16 protein-coding genes are annotated in these 18,416 nt (G+C 74.5%); 10 read left to right on the forward strand and 6 right to left on the reverse strand.

Features of this window, described 5'->3' with window-relative positions; translation table 11 throughout:
- Window positions 1-31: 31 nt before the first annotated feature.
- Window positions 32-751 (reverse strand): ABC transporter ATP-binding protein, encoded by a 720-nt coding sequence (locus AC07A6_RS24670; protein ID WP_478778526.1) that lies wholly within the window; start codon window positions 749-751, stop codon window positions 32-34.
- On the reverse strand, window positions 748-1,836 hold the full coding sequence (locus tag AC07A6_RS24675) for an ABC transporter permease (protein WP_478778527.1): 1,089 nt from the start codon (window positions 1,834-1,836) through the stop codon (window positions 748-750). The genes AC07A6_RS24670 and AC07A6_RS24675 overlap by 4 nt, the downstream gene beginning before the upstream one ends.
- Before the next feature lie 134 nt (window positions 1,837-1,970).
- Here AC07A6_RS24675 and AC07A6_RS24680 point away from each other — a divergent pair, with 134 nt between their 5' ends.
- The 3 genes from AC07A6_RS24680 (at window position 1,971) to AC07A6_RS24690 (ending at window position 4,494) form a co-directional block, all read left to right on the forward strand.
- Window positions 1,971-3,185 carry a sensor histidine kinase gene (locus tag AC07A6_RS24680; protein ID WP_478778528.1) on the forward strand — a complete coding sequence of 405 codons (1,215 nt, stop codon included), beginning with the start codon at window positions 1,971-1,973 and terminating at the stop codon, window positions 3,183-3,185.
- A 2-nt stretch (window positions 3,186-3,187) separates the two neighbouring features.
- The gene (locus AC07A6_RS24685) at window positions 3,188-3,817 is read left to right on the forward strand and encodes a response regulator (protein ID WP_386271062.1); all 630 of its coding nucleotides are present in this window, start codon (window positions 3,188-3,190) and stop codon (window positions 3,815-3,817) included.
- A 185-nt stretch (window positions 3,818-4,002) separates the two neighbouring features.
- Window positions 4,003-4,494, forward strand: a complete 492-nt coding sequence (locus tag AC07A6_RS24690) for a hypothetical protein (protein WP_386271061.1) — start codon at window positions 4,003-4,005, stop codon at window positions 4,492-4,494.
- A gap of 10 nt (window positions 4,495-4,504) precedes the next feature.
- Here AC07A6_RS24690 and yczR read toward each other — a convergent pair whose 3' ends face one another.
- Window positions 4,505-5,992 carry a MocR-like transcription factor YczR gene (gene yczR, locus AC07A6_RS24695; protein ID WP_478778529.1) on the reverse strand — a complete coding sequence of 496 codons (1,488 nt, stop codon included), beginning with the start codon at window positions 5,990-5,992 and terminating at the stop codon, window positions 4,505-4,507.
- A gap of 90 nt (window positions 5,993-6,082) precedes the next feature.
- Between yczR and AC07A6_RS24700 the strand changes: the two genes are divergently transcribed.
- From AC07A6_RS24700 to aceB, 3 genes are all read left to right on the forward strand, one after another.
- Complete coding sequence (locus tag AC07A6_RS24700) at window positions 6,083-6,313, forward strand: hypothetical protein (RefSeq protein ID WP_478778530.1); 231 nt, start codon at window positions 6,083-6,085, stop codon at window positions 6,311-6,313.
- A 38-nt stretch (window positions 6,314-6,351) separates the two neighbouring features.
- Window positions 6,352-6,933, forward strand: coding sequence for a nucleotidyltransferase family protein (locus AC07A6_RS24705; protein WP_007267399.1), 582 nt, complete (start codon window positions 6,352-6,354; stop codon window positions 6,931-6,933).
- Between the two features lie 252 nt (window positions 6,934-7,185).
- Entirely contained in the window at window positions 7,186-8,805 is a 1,620-nt protein-coding gene (aceB, locus tag AC07A6_RS24710; protein ID WP_478778531.1) for a malate synthase A, read from the forward strand.
- Between the two features lie 185 nt (window positions 8,806-8,990).
- Here aceB and AC07A6_RS24715 read toward each other — a convergent pair whose 3' ends face one another.
- On the reverse strand, window positions 8,991-10,121 hold the full coding sequence (locus AC07A6_RS24715; protein WP_362464488.1) for an acyltransferase family protein: 1,131 nt from the start codon (window positions 10,119-10,121) through the stop codon (window positions 8,991-8,993).
- A 352-nt stretch (window positions 10,122-10,473) separates the two neighbouring features.
- Here AC07A6_RS24715 and AC07A6_RS24720 point away from each other — a divergent pair, with 352 nt between their 5' ends.
- The 3 genes from AC07A6_RS24720 (at window position 10,474) to AC07A6_RS24730 (ending at window position 13,844) form a co-directional block, all read left to right on the forward strand.
- Window positions 10,474-11,712 (forward strand): glycosyltransferase family 87 protein, encoded by a 1,239-nt coding sequence (locus tag AC07A6_RS24720; protein WP_362464491.1) that lies wholly within the window; start codon window positions 10,474-10,476, stop codon window positions 11,710-11,712.
- A gap of 289 nt (window positions 11,713-12,001) precedes the next feature.
- Entirely contained in the window at window positions 12,002-13,192 is a 1,191-nt protein-coding gene (locus tag AC07A6_RS24725; RefSeq protein ID WP_478778532.1) for a GDSL-type esterase/lipase family protein, read from the forward strand.
- Between the two features lie 40 nt (window positions 13,193-13,232).
- Window positions 13,233-13,844, forward strand: coding sequence for a 3'-5' exonuclease (locus AC07A6_RS24730; protein ID WP_362464498.1), 612 nt, complete (start codon window positions 13,233-13,235; stop codon window positions 13,842-13,844).
- On the opposite strand, the gene AC07A6_RS24735 is transcribed toward AC07A6_RS24730, so the two are convergent.
- Entirely contained in the window at window positions 13,841-14,911 is a 1,071-nt protein-coding gene (locus tag AC07A6_RS24735; RefSeq protein WP_478778533.1) for a Rossmann-fold NAD(P)-binding domain-containing protein, read from the reverse strand. The two genes, AC07A6_RS24730 and AC07A6_RS24735, sit on opposite strands and share 4 nt — an antisense overlap.
- A gap of 132 nt (window positions 14,912-15,043) precedes the next feature.
- Complete coding sequence (locus AC07A6_RS24740; protein ID WP_478778534.1) at window positions 15,044-17,080, reverse strand: ATP-binding protein; 2,037 nt, start codon at window positions 17,078-17,080, stop codon at window positions 15,044-15,046.
- A 128-nt stretch (window positions 17,081-17,208) separates the two neighbouring features.
- Between AC07A6_RS24740 and AC07A6_RS24745 the strand changes: the two genes are divergently transcribed.
- The gene (locus tag AC07A6_RS24745) at window positions 17,209-18,306 is read left to right on the forward strand and encodes an Lrp/AsnC family transcriptional regulator (protein WP_478778535.1); all 1,098 of its coding nucleotides are present in this window, start codon (window positions 17,209-17,211) and stop codon (window positions 18,304-18,306) included.
- The last annotated feature ends 110 nt before the right edge of the window (window positions 18,307-18,416 follow it).

An 18,416-nucleotide genomic window follows, 5' to 3' on the forward strand; every position in this document is an offset into this window, starting at 1 on the left:
GGCTCTCGTCGTACGCCGCCCGTCCGGGCGCTCAGGCCGCCGGGACGGACGCGGACGGCGGTTCCGCCGGGACGGCCGGGGTGCCGGCCGTGAGGCGGCCGTCGGCCATGGTGGCCGTACGGTCCATCCGGTCCAGGTGTGCGCGGTCGTGGGTGACCAGCACCGTGGCCGTGGCCCGCTCCCGGGTGAGGGTGACCAGCAGGTCCAGGACCGCCGCGCCCCGCTCGTGGTCGAGGGCACTGGTCGGCTCGTCCACCAGCAGCACGGCCGGCTCGTTCATCAGGGCCCGGGCGATGTTCACGCGCTGGCGCTGGCCGCCGGACAGCTCGTGCGGGCGCTTGCCGGCCTTGTCGGCCAGGCCCACCGCGTCCAGCAGCTCCAGGGCGCGGCCGCGCAGCTGCCGGGAGGGGCGGCCCGACACGTGGGCCATCACCTGGAGCTGCTCGGCGGCGGTCAGCGAGGCCAGCAGGTTCGGCTGCTGGAAGACGATGCCGATCTCCTCCCGGCGCAGCGCCGACTTCTCGGCGGGCCCGAGCCGGCTGGTGTCCCGGCCGGCCACCACGACCCGGCCGGAGTCCGGGGTGACCAGGGTGGCCGCCACCGCCAGCAGGCTGGACTTCCCGGAGCCCGAGGGCCCCACGATCGCCGTCAGGGAGCCCGCGGGCACCTCCAGGGACACCGCGTCGAGCGCGGTGAGACGGCCGTCCCCGTCGGGGTAGGTCAGCGTCACGTCGTCAACGAGCAGGGTCATCGGGCGCTCCCCAGGGCGGTCAGCGGGTCGACGGCGGTGATCCGCCGGATGGACAGGGCCGCGCCCAGCACGCCGAGCACGATCATGATCGCGGCGGGGGCCAGCACGGTGGCGGGGTCCAGGACGAAGGGCACGTCACCGCCGCTGATCAGGACGCCGGTGCCGGCCGCGAGCGCGGTACCGGCCCCGGTGCCGATCGCCAGCATCACCACGGCCTGGCCGAGGGCGTCCTTGAGCAGGTACGGGGTGGAGGCGCCCAGCGCCTTCAGCACCGCGATGTCCCCGCTGCGCTGGATCGTCCAGACGGTGAAGAAGGCCCCTATGACCAGGGCGGAGATGGCGAACAGGAAGCCGCGCATCAGCTGGAGCGAGCCGTTCTCGGCCTGGTAGGACCCTATGGCGCCGAGGGCCTCCTCGACGGTCAGGGTCTTGGTGCCCGCCGCCGCGTCGCCGGCCGCCCAGTCCGTGCCGCCGGAGCCTTCGAGGGCGACGACCGTGGCGACGGTGTCCGGGGAGGTGCCGGGACCGCCGACGCGCTGCCAGTCGGCCAGGTCCGTCCAGACGACCGGGGTGTGGCTGTAGGCGGCCGTGCCCGAGACGGCGGCGACGGTCAGCTCCAGCGTCCCGACCCTGACCCGGGCCCCGGCGGTGAGCCCGCCGAGCTCCTTGGCCGCCTTCTCGGTGAGGACCACCCGGCCCCGGCCGAGCCCCGCCCCGGCGGGTGCGAGCCCGCCGGCCGGGTCGACGCCGAAGGCGGAGACGGCGGCGGTGCGCCCGCCCGCGACGGCGTTGGTGGTGCGGATGCCGAGCGGCTGGGCGGCCTCGACCCCCGGCCGCGCCCGCCACGTCTTCCAGGCGGACTCGGGCAGCTGGGACTGGGTGAAGGACACCTTCTGGTCCCCGGCGGGCGCCGCGAAGGCCAGGTGCGAGGCGGGCAGGCCGGTGACGCCCGAGATGTTCTCCCGGGCAAGTCCCGAAGTGAGCCCCGACAGCAGGCCGACCAGCAGCGTGATCAGCAGCACGACCGAGCCCATGAGGGCGAAGCGGCCCTTGGCGAACCGTAGATCTCTCCATGCGACGAACATGTCCCCCACCTTGGTGTCGCACGCGGGTCCGGGGCATCGCGCCACGGGAGGCATCCTGGTATCGAAGGTGGCATCCCGACATCGAACTTTCGGTTGACCGGGGCCCCCGGCCGCCCGCTTACGCTGGTCGGACGATGTCTTCCGCACCGCCCTCCCGCCCCCTGACACCCGTCACCCGCGTACTGCGGCTCTGCCTGCACGCCCTGCTCCTAGGGCTGCTCGCGCTGGCCTCCGCGCGGGCCGTCGCCGACCACGCGCCGCACGCCGGGTGGGTGACCGGCCTCAGCGCCCTGCTGGCCGCCGTCTACGCGGCGGGCGTGCGCGCCCCCGCCGTGCACCGCTCGGCGCGGGCCGCCGGGCTGTGGCTGGCCGGGGTGGGCGCGGTGTGGGCCGCGCTGCTGGCCGTCTCCCCCGACGGGGTGTGGGTGGCCTTCCCGCTGTACTTCCTGGAGCTGCACCTGCTGCGGCTGCGCTGGGGCCTGGCGGCCGTCGCGGCCACCGCCTGCGCCGCCATCGGCGGCTTCCTCGCGCACAGCGGCTCCGTCACCCCGGGGGCCTTCCTCGGGCCGCTGCTGGGCGGGGCGGTGGCCGTCGCCACGGTGCTCGGCTACCAGGCGCTGTACCGGGAGAGCGAACGCCGCCGCGAGCTGATCGAGGAGCTCATCGCCACCCGGGCCGAGCTGGCGGCGGCCGAGCGGGGCGCGGGGATCCTCGCGGAGCGGGAGCGGCTCGCGCGGGAGATCCACGACACCCTCGCCCAGGGCCTGTCCTCCATCCAGCTGCTGCTGCGGGCGGCCGAGCGGGCGCTCTCGGAGGATCCGGCGGCGGCCGTGCCCCCGTCCCCGGCGGCCGCGGCGCTCGGGCACATCGCCCGGGCCCGGGAGGCCGCGCAGGACAACCTGGCCGAGGCGCGCCGCTTCGTACGGGCCCTGACGCCCCCGGACCTGGAGCACGGTTCGCTGGCGGCGGCGCTGGAGCGGTTGTGCTCGGGGGCCCCGGGCCCGCGCGTGCGCTTCTCCGTCAGCGGCACCCCCCGGGCGCTGCCCACCCCGTACGAGGTGGCCCTGCTGCGGATCGCCCAGTCGGCGCTGGCCAACGTGGTGCGGCACGCGGGCGCCGGGCGGGCGGAGATCACCCTGACCTTCATGGACAGCTCGGTCACCCTGGACGTGGTCGACGACGGCCGGGGCTTCGACCCCGCCGGCGTCGCCGCCGGCGGTGACGGCGGCTTCGGCCTGCCCGCGATGCGGGCGCGGGCCGAGTCGCTGGGCGGGCTGTTCACCGTGGAGTCCGACCCGGGCCAGGGCACCGCCGTGGCCGTCACCCTGCCGCTGCCCGTGGAGGCCTGACCATGACCATCCGGCTGCTGCTCGCCGACGACCACCCCGTGGTGCGCGCCGGGCTGCGCGCGGTGCTGGACACCGAGCCGGACTTCGCGGTGGTCGCGGAGGCGGCGACGGCGGAGCGGGCGGTGGAGCTGGCCGCGTCCGAGCAGGTGGACGTCGTCCTGATGGACCTCCAGTTCGGGGCCGGGATGCACGGCTCGGCGGCCACGGCGGCGATCACCGCCCGGCCGGGCGCGCCCCGGGTCCTCGTCCTGACCACGTACGACACGGACGCCGACATCCTGGCGGCGGTGGAGGCGGGCGCCTCGGGCTACCTGCTGAAGGACGCCCCGCCGGAGGAGCTGGCGGCGGCGGTCCGCACCGCGGCGGCCGGCCAGTCGGCGCTGGCCCCGGCGGTGGCGCTGCGGCTGATGGACCGGATGCGGACCCCGGCGGAGGCGCTGACGAAGCGCGAGCTTGAGGTGCTCCAGCTGGTCGCGGACGGGCTGTCGAACCAGCAGATCTCGAAGCGGCTCTTCCTCAGCCAGGCCACGGTCAAGTCCCACCTGGTGCACGTCTACGCCAAGCTGGGCGTCGACTCGCGCACGTCCGCGGTGGCCGCGGCCGCCACCCGTCGGCTGATCCGGACGCCGTAGCGGACCTGCCGTGGCGGGCCGGCCGTAGCGGACCGGCCGTAGCGGACCGGCCGTGGCGGGGCTTGCCGTAGCGGGCCCCAGGGGGTTGTCCCCCGGGTGGACAGGCCGGGTGGCAGGCGGGTGGTGGGGGCGTGCGGGCGGAAGCATTCGGGGGGTCGATCCCCGTCCGCGAAAGCGAGCCCCCGATGTCCGCGACCCCGAGCACGACCGAGCGGCACCGCCGCCCCGCGCCCGCCGCTCCCCCGGCGCCCGTCCGCACCGCGTACGTCCTGTGGCTGACGGCCGTCGCCGCCGGGGCCTTCGAGACCGTGCTCGCGGTGGGCCGGATGGCCGCCGACGGCACCGGCTCCGCCGGGGAGATCGGTACGGGCCTCGCCGTCCGGCTCACGGTCTTCGCCCTCGCCGTGCTGTGCGCCCGGCGGATGCGGGGCGGCGCCCGGTGGGCGCGGGTCACCCTGGCGCTGGGCCTGGGCGTCCTGGGCACCGCCTCGATGGTCGTGCAGCCGCTCGGCTACCTCGCCGACGGCGGTTCCGCCGTGGACGCCCTGTCCCGGGCGGGCGCCCTGGACCTCCTCTTCGGGGCGAGCCGGGCCGTGCACGTGGCGGCCGTGCTGGCGGCCGTGGCGCTGATGTTCCGGCCGGCGGCGAACGCCTACTTCCGGCGGGCCGCCCGGTAGGGGCCCCGGCTCACGCCACCCAGTAGGGCCGCTCGACCCCCGGGGCCAGCGGGACTCCGTCGTGGAAGGCGGCCGCGAGGCGGCGCACGCCCTCCTCCAGGAGGTCGGCCGGCAGGGTGTACGGGATGCGCAGGCGGTGCTCGAAGGTGCCCGGGTCGACGCCGAAGCGGGCCCCGCGCCCGATGTGCACCCCGCCGGCCGCGGCACGTTCCGCGAGGGCGGAGCTGACCGGTTCGCCGAGGTCCACCCAGAGGGAGAGGCCGCCCGGCGGGAGCTGCCAGGACCATTCGGGGGTGTGCCGCTGGAGCGCGGACACCAGGGCGGCCCGCTGGGCGCGCAGCTGCGCGAGCCGGTCGGGCAGGGTCCGGTCGAGGTCCTCCAGCAGCGCGAGCGCCACCGCCTGGTCGAGCACGGAGCCGGTCATGTCGGCGGAGACCCGTACGGCGGTCAGCTCGGCGATCAGCTTCGCGGTGGCCCGGACCCAGCCCACCCGCAGGCCGCCCCAGTGGGTCTTGCTCAGCGAGCCGATGGTGATCACGTGGTCGGCGCCCGACCGGGGGGCGAGCGAGGCCAGCGGCGCGGGGGCGGGCACGTCGAGGGCGATGTCGGCGATGGTCTCGTCGACCACCAGCCAGGTGCCGGTGGCCCGGGTCGCCGCGAGCAGCCGCAGCCGCTGCTCCTGCGGCATCAGGGCGCCCGTCGGGTTGTGGAAGTCCGGGACCGCGTACGCCAGGCGGGGCACGGTCTGGCGCAGCGTGGACTCGGCGATCTCCATGTCCCAGCCGGTGTCGGAGACGGCGATGGACCCGGTGCGCAGCCGGGCGTGGCGCAGGGCGTCGAGGGCGTTGGCGTAGGTGGGGTTCTCGGTGACGACCCGGTCCCCGGGCCGGCAGAGCAGGCTGACCACGAGGGCGAAGGCCTGCTGGGCCCCGGCGGTGACCAGGATCTGCTCGGGGCGGGTGGGCAGTCCGCGCCGGGTGAAGCGGTCCGCGACGGCCGCGCGCAGGTCGGGCAGTCCGAAGGGATGGTAGCCGGGGGTGCGGGTGAGTGCGGGCAGCCGGGGGGCGGCCCGGGCGAGGGCGTCGGTGAGGCTGCCCTCGGGGGCGCCCATCGCGGCGATGGCGAGGTCGATGCCGGGGTCGCCGTCGGCGCTGTAGCCGCCGGCCCCGACGAGGGCGTGGGCGCCGACGGGTCCGTGCCCGTCGGGCAGCTCGGTCCAGGTGCCGGAGCCGCGCCGGCTGCGTACGTAGCCGCTCTCGCGGAGCAGGTCGTAGGCGCCGGTGACGGTGGCGCGGCTGGCGCCGACCGCCTCGGCGAGTTCGCGTTCGGCGGGCAGCCGGACGTGCAGGGCGATCCGGCCGTCGAGGATCAGGGTGCGGACGGAGTCGGCGAGGGCCCGGTAGCCGGGGCGGGCCAGTACCTCGGGCGGGAGCAGCGCCGCGAGCTGCCGGCTCCCGATCGTCCTGTCCGCCGTATGGACCACTCGCCCGTTCGCCATGCCAACCTCCCCTGATTGGCTCTGCCCGCCAGGCCAATCCGGGTCCAGACTCGCGGTATTGGCCCCCGATTGGCAAGGAGTTGCTCCGCCATGCCGTACCAGTCTCACGATGTGTTCACCGACCGTGGCGAACGGGCCCTGGCGGCCGCCGCCGAGAACCGGATCTCCGAGCCGCTGCGGATCGGAGCCGCGCTGGCCTCCGTACGGCGGCTGCTGGCGGGCCTCCCACCCGTTCGGGGGAAGGGGCGGCGAGAATCGCTGACATGTCAGCAGTCGAACATTTCCGCGAAGCCCTCCCCGGCCGGCCCGCTGCCCCTGTGACCTCCGCGTCCGGGGAAGCCGTCACCCCGCCCCCGCCCCTGATCGCCGGGCTGCTCCTGGCCGCCGGCGGCGGGCGCCGGCTGGGCGGACGCCCCAAGGCCCTGCTCCCGTACCGCGGGCGCCCGCTCGTCGAGAACGCCGTGCGCGTGCTGCGCGAGGCCGGCTGCGGCCCGGTGCACGTGGTGCTCGGGGCCTCGGCTGCGGAGGTGCGCGAGCGCGCCGACCTGGCGGGCTGCGTGGTCGTGGACAACCCGGACTGGGCCGAGGGGATGGGCTCCTCGCTGCGGGTCGGCCTCACCTCCCTGGCCGGCACGGGGGCGAGCGCCGCGCTGGTGTCGCTGGTGGACCAGCCGGGCATCGGGCCGGCGGCGGTGGCCCGGGTGCGGGAGGCCTACCGGTCGCCGTCGAGCCTGGTGGCGGCGGCGTACGACGGGGAGCGCGGGCATCCCGTGCTGTTCGGGGCGGACCGCTGGGCGGACATCGCGGCGACCGCGACCGGGGACCAGGGTGCGCGTGTCCACCTGAAGAACCACGCCGCCGAGGTCATGCTGGTGGAGTGCGGGGACGTCGCGGCCGCCTTCGACATCGACACCCCGCCCGACCTGGCGCGTCTGGACTGAGCGGGGCGTGACCACGATGGCACTGAGGGCCACCGGCAAGTGGAATCTGTCGACTCAGAGAATCTCGACATCAACAAACCATTGAACTTCCACCATGAGGAAATTACTATCCACTGGTCAGAAGCGCCCTGAACCCCCAGACGGCGCCCGCGACCGTTACCCGGAACTCTCCACACCCGACGGCACTGCGTGCCGTCTCGCGCGAGCATTCCCCCGCGGCCGCAAGGCACCGCCGCTGAAGGAGTGACAGATATGTCCGCACCAGCGCCGTCCCCGCTGGCCATCGTCGACGCCGAGCCCCTGCCCCGGCAGGACGAAGTCCTCACCGAAGCGGCTCTCGCCTTCGTGGCCGAGCTCCACCGGCGGTTCGCCCCCCGCCGCGCCGAGCTCCTCGCCCGACGCGGCGAGCGACGCGCCGAGATCGCCCGCACCTCCACGCTCGACTTCCTCCCGGACACCGCACAGGTCCGCGAGGCCGACTGGAAGGTCGCGCCGGCCCCGGCCGCCTTGAACGACCGCCGCGTGGAGATCACCGGTCCGACCGACCGCAAGATGACCATCAACGCCCTGAACTCGGGCGCCAAGGTCTGGCTCGCCGACTTCGAGGACGCCTCCGCTCCCACCTGGGAGAACGTCGTCCTCGGCCAGCTCAACCTCATCGACGCCTACGAGCGCCGCATCGACTTCACCGACGCGCGCACCGGCAAGGCGTACGCCCTCAAGCCCGCCGACGAGCTCGCGACCGTGGTCATGCGCCCGCGCGGCTGGCACCTGGAGGAGCGCCACCTCAGCTTCGAGGGCGGCCCGGCCTCCGGCTCCCTCGTGGACTTCGGCCTCTACTTCTTCCACAACGCCCAGCGCCTGATCGACCTCGGCAAGGGCCCGTACTTCTACCTCCCGAAGACGGAGTCGCACCTGGAGGCCCGCCTCTGGAACGACATCTTCGTCTTCGCGCAGGACTACGTGGGCATCCCGCAGGGCACCGTCCGCGCGACCGTCCTCATCGAGACCATCACCGCGGCCTACGAGATGGAAGAGATCCTCTTCGAGCTCAAGGACCACGCGGCGGGCCTGAACGCGGGCCGCTGGGACTACCTGTTCTCCATCGTCAAGAACTTCCGGGACGGCGGCGCGAAGTTCGTCCTGCCGGACCGCAACGCGGTGACGATGACCGCCCCCTTCATGCGCGCCTACACCGAGCTGCTCGTCCGCACCTGCCACAAGCGCGGCGCGCACGCGATCGGCGGCATGGCGGCCTTCATCCCGTCCCGCAAGGACGCCGAGGCCAACGCGATCGCCTTCGCGAAGGTCAAGGCCGACAAGGACCGCGAGGCCGGCGACGGCTTCGACGGCTCCTGGGTCGCCCACCCCGACCTGGTCCCGATCGCCATGGCCTCCTTCGACGCCGTCCTGGGCGACAAGCCCAACCAGAAGGACCGCCTCCGCGAGGACGTCTCGGTGGCCCCCGGCGACCTGATCGCGATCGACTCGCTGGACGCCAAGCCCACCTACGAGGGCCTGCGCAACGCGGTCCAGGTCGGCACCCGCTACATCGAGGCCTGGCTGCGCGGCCTCGGCGCCGTCGGCATCTTCGGCCTCATGGAGGACGCCGCCACCGCCGAGATCTCGCGCTCCCAGATCTGGCAGTGGATCAACGCCGGCGTCGTCTTCGAGAACGGCGAGCGCGCCACCGCCGAGCTGACCCGCAAGATCGCCGCCGAGGAGCTCGACGCGATCCGCGCCGAGGTCGGCGAGGAGGCCTTCGCGGCCGGCAAATGGCAGCAGGCCCACGACCTCCTGCTCCAGGTCTCCCTGGACGCCGACTACGCGGACTTCCTGACCCTCCCCGCGTACGACCAGCTGGTCGGCTGACCTTCGGGCACGGCCCGCACCACCCGCTTCGGCTGAATCGCACAGCAGTCGAGTACGACTCCGCCCCCGGCACCGAGAAGGTGCCGGGGGCGGAGTCGTGTTCGGGGACCGGGCGGTCGGCGGGACAGGGCGGTCGGCGGGACAGGCCCGGTCAGGCGGACAGGCCGGTCAGCCGGACCGGTCCGTCAGCCCTTCGCGGCCTTGCCGCCGCCGGTCAGGACGTCCTTGCGGACCTGGGCGAAGGAGGCGTCCAGCTTGCGCTTCATCCAGGGGGCGAGCGGACGCTCCACCAGCCGGTGCACCAGGTAGGCCGCGACCATCATGATCACGGTCACCGCGATCAGCGTCGGGTACGGCTCCAGGTACCGGCGCAGGCGGGTGATCAGCTGCCAGCCGATCATCTGGTGCAGCAGGTAGAGCGGGTAGGTGAGGGCCCCCGCGACGGTCAGCCACTTCCACCGGATCCAGTTGAACGCACCCAGCGCGGCCGCGATCACGACACCGAAGGCGACCGTGGTGCAGAACAGCGTGAGGGTCCAGGAGAGCTTGTGCTGGGTGCCGTACTCGTATCCGCCGGCCACGCCGCGCAGCGAGTCCTGGGCCATCAGCCAGCAGAATCCGACGATGCCCCAGAGCAGCAGGTTGGGGCCGAAGCGGTACATCAGGAAGATCGCGATGCCCGCGATGAAGTACCAGGCGTAGGTGGGCTGGACGATCACGGTGAGCAGCGGGAAGTTCGACGCGCTCGCCATCAGCGCCGCGACGCCCCAGATCCCGCAGAAGGCCAGCACCCGGCGGTAGGTCAGGCCGATCGCGACCAGCACGCCGAACAGCAGGTAGAACCGGAGCTCGGCCCAGAGGGTCCAGTAGACCGGGTCCAGGTTGTCGACCCCGACCGGCATGTTGGCCATGCTCAGGTTGGTGAGGATGCGCGAGAGGGTCGGCCGCTTGGTGTTGTCGCCCCAGATGGTCGGCACGATCAGCAGGCAGACCGAGGTGAGCAGTACCGCCACCCAGTAGGCGGGGAAGAGCCGGACCACGCGCGAGGTGACGAAGTCGCCGACCGAACGGCCCCAGCAGGACATGCAGATGACGAAGCCGCTGATCAGGAAGAACAGCTCGACGCCGGTCCAGCTGTACGCGCCGACCAGGTGGCCGGCCGGCATCAGGTCGCTGGGCTTGCCGTGCCAGATCTGCGGGAAGCGCTCGACTCCGAGCCAGTGCCAGAGGACGACGCCCATGGCGGCGATGAGGCGGAGGCCGTCCAGGACGTAGAGCCGGGGCCGTTTGCCAGCGGCCGCTGCGCCGCCTCGCACCTCCTCCGGCTGGGCCGCCGGGGGCGGCGACATGGATACCGGCGGGGAACTGACGTCGGAGACCATCGACAACGCTTTCGGGGCCGGTGTGGAGGTACTTATCAGTACAATTTCAGATGCAAACCCGGTCACCATATCATGGGCCGATCGCGGCCCGACCACCCTCACCCCCGCCCGGGAGCGGGCCCGCGGCCGAGGCCGCTGACGACGCCTCAGTTCACGGGGGCACCGGGGGCAGAGGGTAAGGTGGCCCGCCTCGGGCCTTGTGACCAGGCCCCGACCGACTGGTCACGGCGCCGGTGGCAGCCGAGTGGCAGCACCCGCCGACATCGACACCGAATGGACTCGTCCCATGCGTAGCGCGCCCGGAACACGGCGTTCGGCGGGAGCTGGCGACAGCGACCCCCGGCTCTTCGACTGGCTCCGGGGGCGGGCACCGCTGGCCCTGGTGGCGGCGGCGGTCGCGCTGCTCGCCAACGTCTACTACCAGGCCAGGCACGCGGGGAACGTCGGCCTCGACAACGAGTGGGTCATCAAGGCCGCGGACGTCTTCAACCACGGCAAGCCCCCATACGAGGAGGAACGTTTCCTCTACCTGCCGCCGGGCGTCCTCGCCGGCGTGCCCTGGCTCTGGTTCTCCCTGAAGACCCGGCTGGACCTGCTGCCCTTCGTCGGCATCGCCTTCGTCCTCACCGGCTGGCTCCTCTCCCTGCGCATCTTCGGGGTCTCGGCGCGCAGCCGCCTGGCCGTGCTCGGTGCGATCGCGCTCTGCTTCCTGGAGCCGTTCACCAACGTCGTGCAGATCGGCAACTGGACCTCCGGTTACGTGATGGCCCTCCCGGCGGTCCTGCTGCTGGCCGCCAACCGCCGCTGGACGGCGGCCGCGGTGGTGTTCGGCGTGGCCATCAGCATCAAGCCGATCCTCGCCCCCGTGGTGCTGCTCTTCCTGATGGCCCGGCAGTTCAAGGCCCTCGCGGTCGCGATCGTGGTGCCCGCGGTGATCGCGGTGGCGGCCGGCGCGATGATGCCCCAGCCCACGCTGTTCCTCACCAAGACGCTGCCCTACCTGCTCGGCGGCCAGGGCGGTTTCGCCGCGCCGTTCGACGCCTCGGTCTCCAACGTCCTGCACCGGCTGGGCCTGCCCGAGGGCGTGGCGGGGGCGGCCGGCCTCGCCGCGGCGGCGGTCATGATCGTGCTGGCCTGGCTCCGGTGGCGCCGGGGCGGCCACGAGGGCCTGCGCCTGGTGGAGACCAGCGCCATGCTGATGCTGGCGGCCTTCCTCGGCACCAAGCCGTCCTTCGACCACTACACCCTGATCGTCCTGGTCCCGATGGCCGCGGCCGTGGTGGCCCCCGGCGCCGCCTCGCGCTCCCCGTGGTTCTGGATCGGCTACGTCCCGATGGTGAACGGCCTGACGCTGCCGTTCGTCTCCGCCTGGAACACGTACAACTACCGCGTCCTGGGCACCAACCTGGTCTCGGCCGCCACGCTCGCCTCCCGGGCCCTCGGCCGCCGGCCCGCCGGATCCGCTCCGGCCGGCGCCGCTCCCGGCCCCCGGCCGGAGCGGCAGCGGACGCCCTCTGCCGTCTGACTCGAAGCACACCGGAGCCGGGCCCGTGCCAACGGGCCCGGCTCCGGCGCGTTCACGCACGGCTGCGCCCTGACGCGCCCCGAATGCGGCCCGAACGCGGCCCTGCCGCGGCTCACACGCCCGACCGACCGGTCGGACGTTACTGCATCGTAACCTGACTGTACCTAGCGGTAACAAGCGGGCGCGTGCCACCTTTCCGATGCCACCGGCGCCGGAGGTACCCCCACTTTCCAAGCCACGCAGCGAAGTTGTTGGCGACTTCGGCGTGGCCGACCGCAGGAGTTCCGCAGTGATCGGATTCCGAAAGGCCGGCGAGGGCCGTGCGGCCCCTCGTCGTGTGCGACGACTGGCCGGCGCCGGGATGGTACTGCCGCTCGCGGCCGCGCTGCTCGCGGGCGGAGCCGGGACGGCCGTGGCCGGTCCCGGGACGGGACCCACCGCCGTGGTGTCCATGGGCGACAGCTACATCTCCGGCGAGGCCGGACGCTGGAAGGGCAACAGCCTGACCAACACCGGGAGCAGGAACGGCACCGACCGGGCGTGGGTCAGTGGCAGTTCCTACGATCCCGCGAAGGTATACGGCACCACCGCGGGCGGGTGCCACCGCTCCGACTCGGCCGAGGTGCTGAGCGCCGGCGCCATCGCCGAGACCGCGGTGAACCTGGCCTGTTCCGGGGCGGTCTCGCAGAACGTCTTCCGCGCCTCCAACGGGGGCGTGTCCTACAAGGGCGAGGCGCCGCAGGCCGACCAGCTCGCGGCGGTCGCCGCGAGCCGCGACGTGAAGGTCATCGCGCTGTCCGTCGGCGGCAACGACCTCGGTTTCGCCGACATCATCAAGGACTGCGCGTACGACTTCGTCCTGTGGGGCTCGTACTGCTACGACGACCAGCAGGCCGGGGTCGACCAGAAGATCGACGGCGTCATGGCGAACGTCGGCAAGTCGGTCGACGAGATCCGCGCCGTGATGCGCCAGGCCGGGTACGCGGACTCCGCGTACCGGATCGTGCTCCAGTCCTACCCGTCCCCGATCCCGCGGGGCGCGGAGAACCGTTACACCCAGAGCGACTGGAGCCGGCTCAACACCGGCGGCTGCCCGTTCTGGAACCGCGACTCCGACTGGGCCCGGGACTCCCTCGTGCCGCAGATCGCGAACCGCCTCAAGGGCGTCGCGGCGGCCAAGGGCGTGCAGTTCCTGGACCTGCGGGACATGCTCCAGGGCCGTGAGGTCTGCGCGAAGGCCAGCAAGCAGGTCAGCTCCACCGTCCCCGCCTCGGCGAAGACGAGCGAATGGGCGCGCTGGATCGACAACAACGAGTCCCAGGGCCTGATCCAGGAGTCCATGCACCCCAACTACTACGGCCAGCTGGCCGTCGGCCGCTGCCTGGCCCTGGCCGTGGCCCAGCCCGCGAACTCGGCCTCCAGCTGCAAGAACACCGCCGGCGGCGACCACACCGGCATGTTCCTGACGGCCGCTCCGTAATTCGGAGGAGGACCGCGGGGCGGGCTGTCATGATCAGGCCATGGCAGTCCGTCCCGCACGTCCCAGTCTCTACATCTCCGTCGACATCGAGGCCGACGGACCGATCCCCGGCCCCTATTCGATGATCAGCTTCGGCGCGGCCGTCGCCGGCCGCCAGGACGGGGCCGTGTACACGGCCGCCGACCCGGAGCGGCACACCTTCTACCGGGAGCTGCGCCCCATCAGCGACCGGTACGTGGACGCCGCCCTCGCCGTCAGCGGCCTGGACCGCGAACGCCTGCTCCGCGAGGGCGCCGACCCGGCCGCGGCGATGGCGGAGTTCCGGGCGTGGGTGCGGGAGGTCTCGGCCGGGGCGCAGCCTGTGATGTGCGGCTACCCGGCCTCCTTCGACTGGACCTTCCTGTACTGGTACCTGATCGAGTTCGGTGACGACAGCCCCTTCGGCCACTCCGGCTGCCTGGACATGAAGACCCTGTACGCGGCCAAGGCCCGGGTCCCCCTGCGCGCGGCCGTGAAGGGCCGGATGCCCCGCGAACTGCGCTCGCAGCGCCGCCACACCCACCACGCGCTGGACGACGCGGTCGAACAGGCGGAGCTGATGAGCAACCTGATGCTCTGGCAGCCGGACGCGGACCTCCCGCAGCCCTCCTAGGCCGCGCGGTCCGGACCCGTCAGGGCCGCCAGGGCCGTGGTGAAGGCCGCGCGGCAGCGGAGCCAGTCCGGGTCCGGGGACGGCGCGTGCAGGGCGGCGAGCTTGGGGAGGAGGTCCGCCGAGAAGGCCCGGGCCGCCTCCGCCGGGAGCAGCGACGGGAGGTTGTCGATGGCGATCACGTCCACCGGCGGTCCGCCGCCCGGCAGCCGCCGCGCCGGAGCCGTCCAGTCGGTGAGGCGGTCGTAGACGGGGAGCAGGTGCAGCTCCGATCCGGTGTCACAGGTGATGTCTGCGATCACCGAGAGCCGCCGGGGGGCTCCGGTCTCCAGGTCCACCGGGGTGAGGAAGGGCGGCACCGGCCGGGTGGTCAGCACCGCGTTGACCAGGATGTCGTGGCCGAGCAGCGCCGCCCGGTCCAGGCTGCGGGTCGCGGTGCGGCCCCAGCGGGTGACCGCTATCCCGGCGGTGGCGAGGGCGTCGCAGGCGCCGCGCCCGCTGCGGCCGCCGGCGCCGATGACCAGCGCCCGCAGCCCGTCGGGGGCCGCCGCGCGCAGCCGGGCGTCCAGCTCGGGCCGGGGCAGAGGGACCAGCGGGGGCCTGAGGGCGCCGCGGGCGTGCAGTGCGGCCAGCGCGGCTCCCGCGTACCCGGCCCAGTAGCCGAAGGCGGCCAGTCTGCGGCCCTGCGCGTCGGCGAGGTACTCCAGGTCGAGCAGGGTCCCGCCGCCCGCCGCGAACCGGCGCAGCAGCACGGGGGCCTGCGCCTGGCCCTTGTAGGCGTGCCCGAAGTAGACGTGCCGGTGGTGCAGGAGCTCGGGCGCCGGCGGGAGCTCCTTCAGGCCGAGGACGTACGCGGACCCGGGCGCGGCCCGCGACCAGGAGCCGGCCGGTACCGTGCGGCAGCCGGCGGCCTCGTACGCGTCGAGCGGGAAGACCCGGTGCCCGGACTCCTCCACGGTGATCCGTACGCCCTGCCGGACGAGCCGTAAGGCGTCCTCGGGGGTCAGGGGGGCGCGGCGTTCGGTGGGCCGGGTCTCGCTGCGCATCCAGAGCTGCGGTGTTTCGGGCATCGCTGTACCACCTGTCCGGTCGGAAGGGGTGGGCTCATGCGATGTCTTTCCGCGTCCTTGACGCGGTACGCCGGGCGGGCGCCGGAACTCCGGGCCCGGGGGCACCTCGCGCCCCATCCGGTGACCCACGGCTCAGAGCTCCGGCAGCAGCTCCCTCAGGGTGCTCCGGGAGCCCTCCGCGTACGCCGCCCGGAAGGCCTCCGGGGACATCCGGGCCCGCAGCGTCCGCTCGGCGCGCGGGGTGCAGGCGGAGGCCGGGCGGTTGCCGGAGGCCGCACCGAGCAGCTTCGCGGACTCCTCGTAGTGGCCGAGGGCGGCCTCAAGTTCGGCCAGCAGCTCCGCCGACAGCGCCTGCCCCAGCCGGTCCCCGAGGGCCAGCTGGACCTCCAGGGCGGCCACCAGCCGGGTCCGGGCCAGCGCGGGGCGGTCCTCGCGCCGCTGCACGACCGCGTGGGCGTAGTCGGACCAGGACCGGGCCCACAGGTCGGCGGGGGCGCCCGGGTCGCCGTCGCCGAGGGGCACGGACGCCGGGTCGGTGTACGCGAGCGCCATCGCGAGGGCGGCCCGCAGCGCCTCCCGGCCCGGCCCGAACTCCGGCTCCGGCGGCAGCTGTCCCAGGGCGTCGCGGAACTCGTCGGCGGCCTCGCCGGGCCGGTCCTGCCACAGGGCCGCGGTGCCCCGGGCGTGCGCGAGGTAGGCCAGCGCGGCGTCCTCCCCCTCCAGTACGGCCGCGGTCCAGGCCTCCACCAGCAGCGGGTCGGCCGCCCCCGCCCGGCCGAAGGCGGCGGCCAGCCAGGCCGCGAGGCACAGCGCGCGGGCCGGCCGGGGCTCCGGGTGCAGGGCCAGGGCCCGCTCCAGGTGCCGGCGCCCCTCCTCCTCCAGCCCGCAGGCCGACCAGAGGAACCAGAGGGACACGGCGACCTCCAGCGCCCCCGCCGGTCCGGCCTCGGACAGCGGGTCCATCGCGCGCCGCAGCTCGGGCAGTTCCCGCAGGGCCAGGGCGCGCGCCTGCGGCTGCGCCCCCGACCGCCACAGCCAGGCGGCCCGTTCGGCGATGACGCGGCACCGCTCGTGGTGGCGGCGCTCGGCCAGCGCCGCCTCGGTGCCCGGGGCGTGCGCGAGCCGCCGGGCCTCGTAGGCCCGTACGGACAGGGGCAGCCGGTAGCGGCCCGGCTCCCCCGGCTCCGCGAGCAGGGCGGGGGCGAGCCGCCGCAGGGTCTCGGCGGCGTCCTCGGGGCCGAGTTCGCCGAAGCCGCAGACCTGCGCGACGGCGGCCTCGTCGAACGAGCCCGCGAAGACGGACAGCCGGGACCACAACAGCCGCTCCCCGGGCGAGGAAAGCCGGTGCGCTCCCAGGACCTCGGCCCCGCCGGCCCGGCCCGTTCCCTCGGCGAGGAAGCCGAGCGGGTCGGCGGTCAGCCGGTGCAGCGCCTCGGCCGGGCTGTAGCGGCCGGCGCGCCCGGCGGCCAGCTCCAGCGCGGCGGGGATCCCGTCGAGGGCCCGGCACAGGGCGGCGACGGCGGCGGCGTTGTGGTCGGTGAGCTCGAAGGAGGGGTCGGCGGCGCGCGCCCGCTGCGCGTAGAGGCGTACGGAGGCGTAGCCGGAGACCCCGGCGGCACCGGGGCACCCGTCGGCCCCGGCCGTACCGGATGCGCCGGATCCGGCACCGTCGGCGAGGTCGCGGGCGGGGCCGCGGCTGGCCGGATCCTGTGGTTCCGGCGGCAGGGGAAGCGGGCCCACAAAGACCTCCGCCCCGTCATGGAACCCCAGAGTCCGTTGCGAGGTGGCCAGAATTCGCACCTGGGGCAATCGAGCCAGCAGCCGGCCCGCGAGCGCTCCGGCCCGCTCCCCGAGCCGCTCGCAGCCGTCGAGCACCAGCAGCGCCCGGCGGCCTCCGAGCCGCCGCTCCAGCTCCGGCGCCAGAGCTCCCCGCGGCGCGGGCAGGCTCGCGAGATCGGCCCACACCACCTCGGCGCCCTCGTCGCGGACCAGGGCGCGAGCGGTCCGCGCGGCCAGCCGGGTCTTGCCTATTCCCGCTGGTCCGACCAGGCTGACCAGGCGTTCCGTACCGAGCAGGGCAGCGGTGCGCGCGAGCTCGCGCTCCCGCCCCACGAAGCTCGACGGTTCGGCCGGCACCGCGTGGCGCAGGTTCGAGCCGGGGTCCCCCACACGTCCTCCTCCCGATCTCCTCAAGGCCCACTCAACCGCCTGGTGGCACGGCCGGGCCCACGAGGAGAGATGATCAGCCGAAAGCAGGGTTGACCGGCCGATGGCCGGGAGAACCACCAGGGGAAGGTATGAACTCGGCCATTTCCGCCATCGACGACACCGACCGGGCGCTCGTCCACGCACTCCAGCTCGCCCCGCGCGCGAGCTGGGAGCGCCTGGCACAGGTCCTCGGCGTGCGTCCCGAGACCCTCGCCCGCCGCTGGGAGCGGCTGACGGCCGCCGGCGACGCCTGGGTCAGCGGCCTCGGGCTGCGCACGGGCACCCAGGCGCCCTGCATGGCGTGGGTCGAGGTGACGTGCGCGGCGGGCGCCGCTCCGGCGGTCGGCGCGGCCCTGACCGGCGACGCCCACACCATGGGCGTGGAGCACAGCACGGGCGACCGCGACCTGCTGGCCTTCGTCGCCGTGCCGAACCTGCACATGCTGTACCAGTACCTCTCCTTCCGGGTGCAGCGGATACCGGGCGTGGTCGGCACCCGCTCCTCGATGGTCACGGCCGTGCACGCCGCCCCCGACCGCTGGCGCCTGGACCAGCTGACGCCCGCCCAGGCCGACCTGCTGACCGGGCGCGGCAGCCGCAAGGGGGCCGCGGCCTCCCCGGCGCCCGTCGCCCCGATGACGGAGGAGGACCGGCCGCTGATGCTGGCCCTGGCAGCGGACGCGCGGCGCAGCGTGGCCTCGCTGGCCCGGGAGTCGGGGATGAGCGAGTCGACCGTACGGCGCCGCCTGGGCCGCCTGGAGACGGGCCACAGCCTGCGCTACAGCTGCGCGATGGCCTCGGGGCTGACCGGCTGGCCGGTGTCCGCGACGGTGTGGGCGGAGGTGCCCGAGCACGAGGTGGCCGACTGCGCGGCGGTGGCCTCGGGGCTGCGCGAGACCCGGACCTGCATGTCCGTCAGCGGCCGCTGGAACTTCATGATCGGCGCCCGGCTGCGCACCGTGGAGGAACTGTCCCGGTACACCGCCGACCTGACGCGGAGGATGCCGGCGCTGCGCGTGACCGACACGGCGGTGGCCCTGCACGTGCGCAAGTCGGAGGCGCAGGAGCTGGACCGGACGGGCCGGCGGGTGCGGACGGTCCGGCCGGACATCTGGACGGACACGACGCCGGTGGCCTGGGACGAGGCCCTGCCGTACGGGACGGGCCGCCCGCACGGGACGGCGTAGGGGGCCGGGCCGGGCCGACGGCGCCGGGCTGCGCGGTGCCGCGCGGTGCCGGGGCGGGGGGAGGGGGGGGGGGGGGGGGGGGGGGGGGGGGGGGGGGGGGGGGGGGGGGG

Source organism: Streptomyces sp. NPDC044002 (assembly GCF_056434525.1).

What these genes read in the sequence shown, in the direction of transcription:
- AC07A6_RS24670 (WP_478778526.1), bottom strand. Translation starts at nt 751, where the DNA reads ATGACCCTGCTCGTTGACGACGTGACGCTGACCTACCCCGACGGGGAC.
- AC07A6_RS24675 (WP_478778527.1), bottom strand. Translation starts at nt 1,836, where the DNA reads ATGTTCGTCGCATGGAGAGATCTACGGTTCGCCAAGGGCCGCTTCGCC.
- AC07A6_RS24680 (WP_478778528.1), top strand. Translation starts at nt 1,971, where the DNA reads ATGTCTTCCGCACCGCCCTCCCGCCCCCTGACACCCGTCACCCGCGTA.
- AC07A6_RS24685 (WP_386271062.1), top strand. Translation starts at nt 3,188, where the DNA reads ATGACCATCCGGCTGCTGCTCGCCGACGACCACCCCGTGGTGCGCGCC.
- AC07A6_RS24690 (WP_386271061.1), top strand. Translation starts at nt 4,003, where the DNA reads ATGTCCGCGACCCCGAGCACGACCGAGCGGCACCGCCGCCCCGCGCCC.
- yczR (WP_478778529.1), bottom strand. Translation starts at nt 5,992, where the DNA reads ATGGCGAACGGGCGAGTGGTCCATACGGCGGACAGGACGATCGGGAGC.
- AC07A6_RS24700 (WP_478778530.1), top strand. Translation starts at nt 6,083, where the DNA reads ATGCCGTACCAGTCTCACGATGTGTTCACCGACCGTGGCGAACGGGCC.
- aceB (WP_478778531.1), top strand. Translation starts at nt 7,186, where the DNA reads ATGTCCGCACCAGCGCCGTCCCCGCTGGCCATCGTCGACGCCGAGCCC.
- AC07A6_RS24720 (WP_362464491.1), top strand. Translation starts at nt 10,474, where the DNA reads ATGCGTAGCGCGCCCGGAACACGGCGTTCGGCGGGAGCTGGCGACAGC.
- AC07A6_RS24730 (WP_362464498.1), top strand. Translation starts at nt 13,233, where the DNA reads ATGGCAGTCCGTCCCGCACGTCCCAGTCTCTACATCTCCGTCGACATC.
- AC07A6_RS24735 (WP_478778533.1), bottom strand. Translation starts at nt 14,911, where the DNA reads ATGCCCGAAACACCGCAGCTCTGGATGCGCAGCGAGACCCGGCCCACC.
- AC07A6_RS24745 (WP_478778535.1), top strand. Translation starts at nt 17,209, where the DNA reads ATGAACTCGGCCATTTCCGCCATCGACGACACCGACCGGGCGCTCGTC.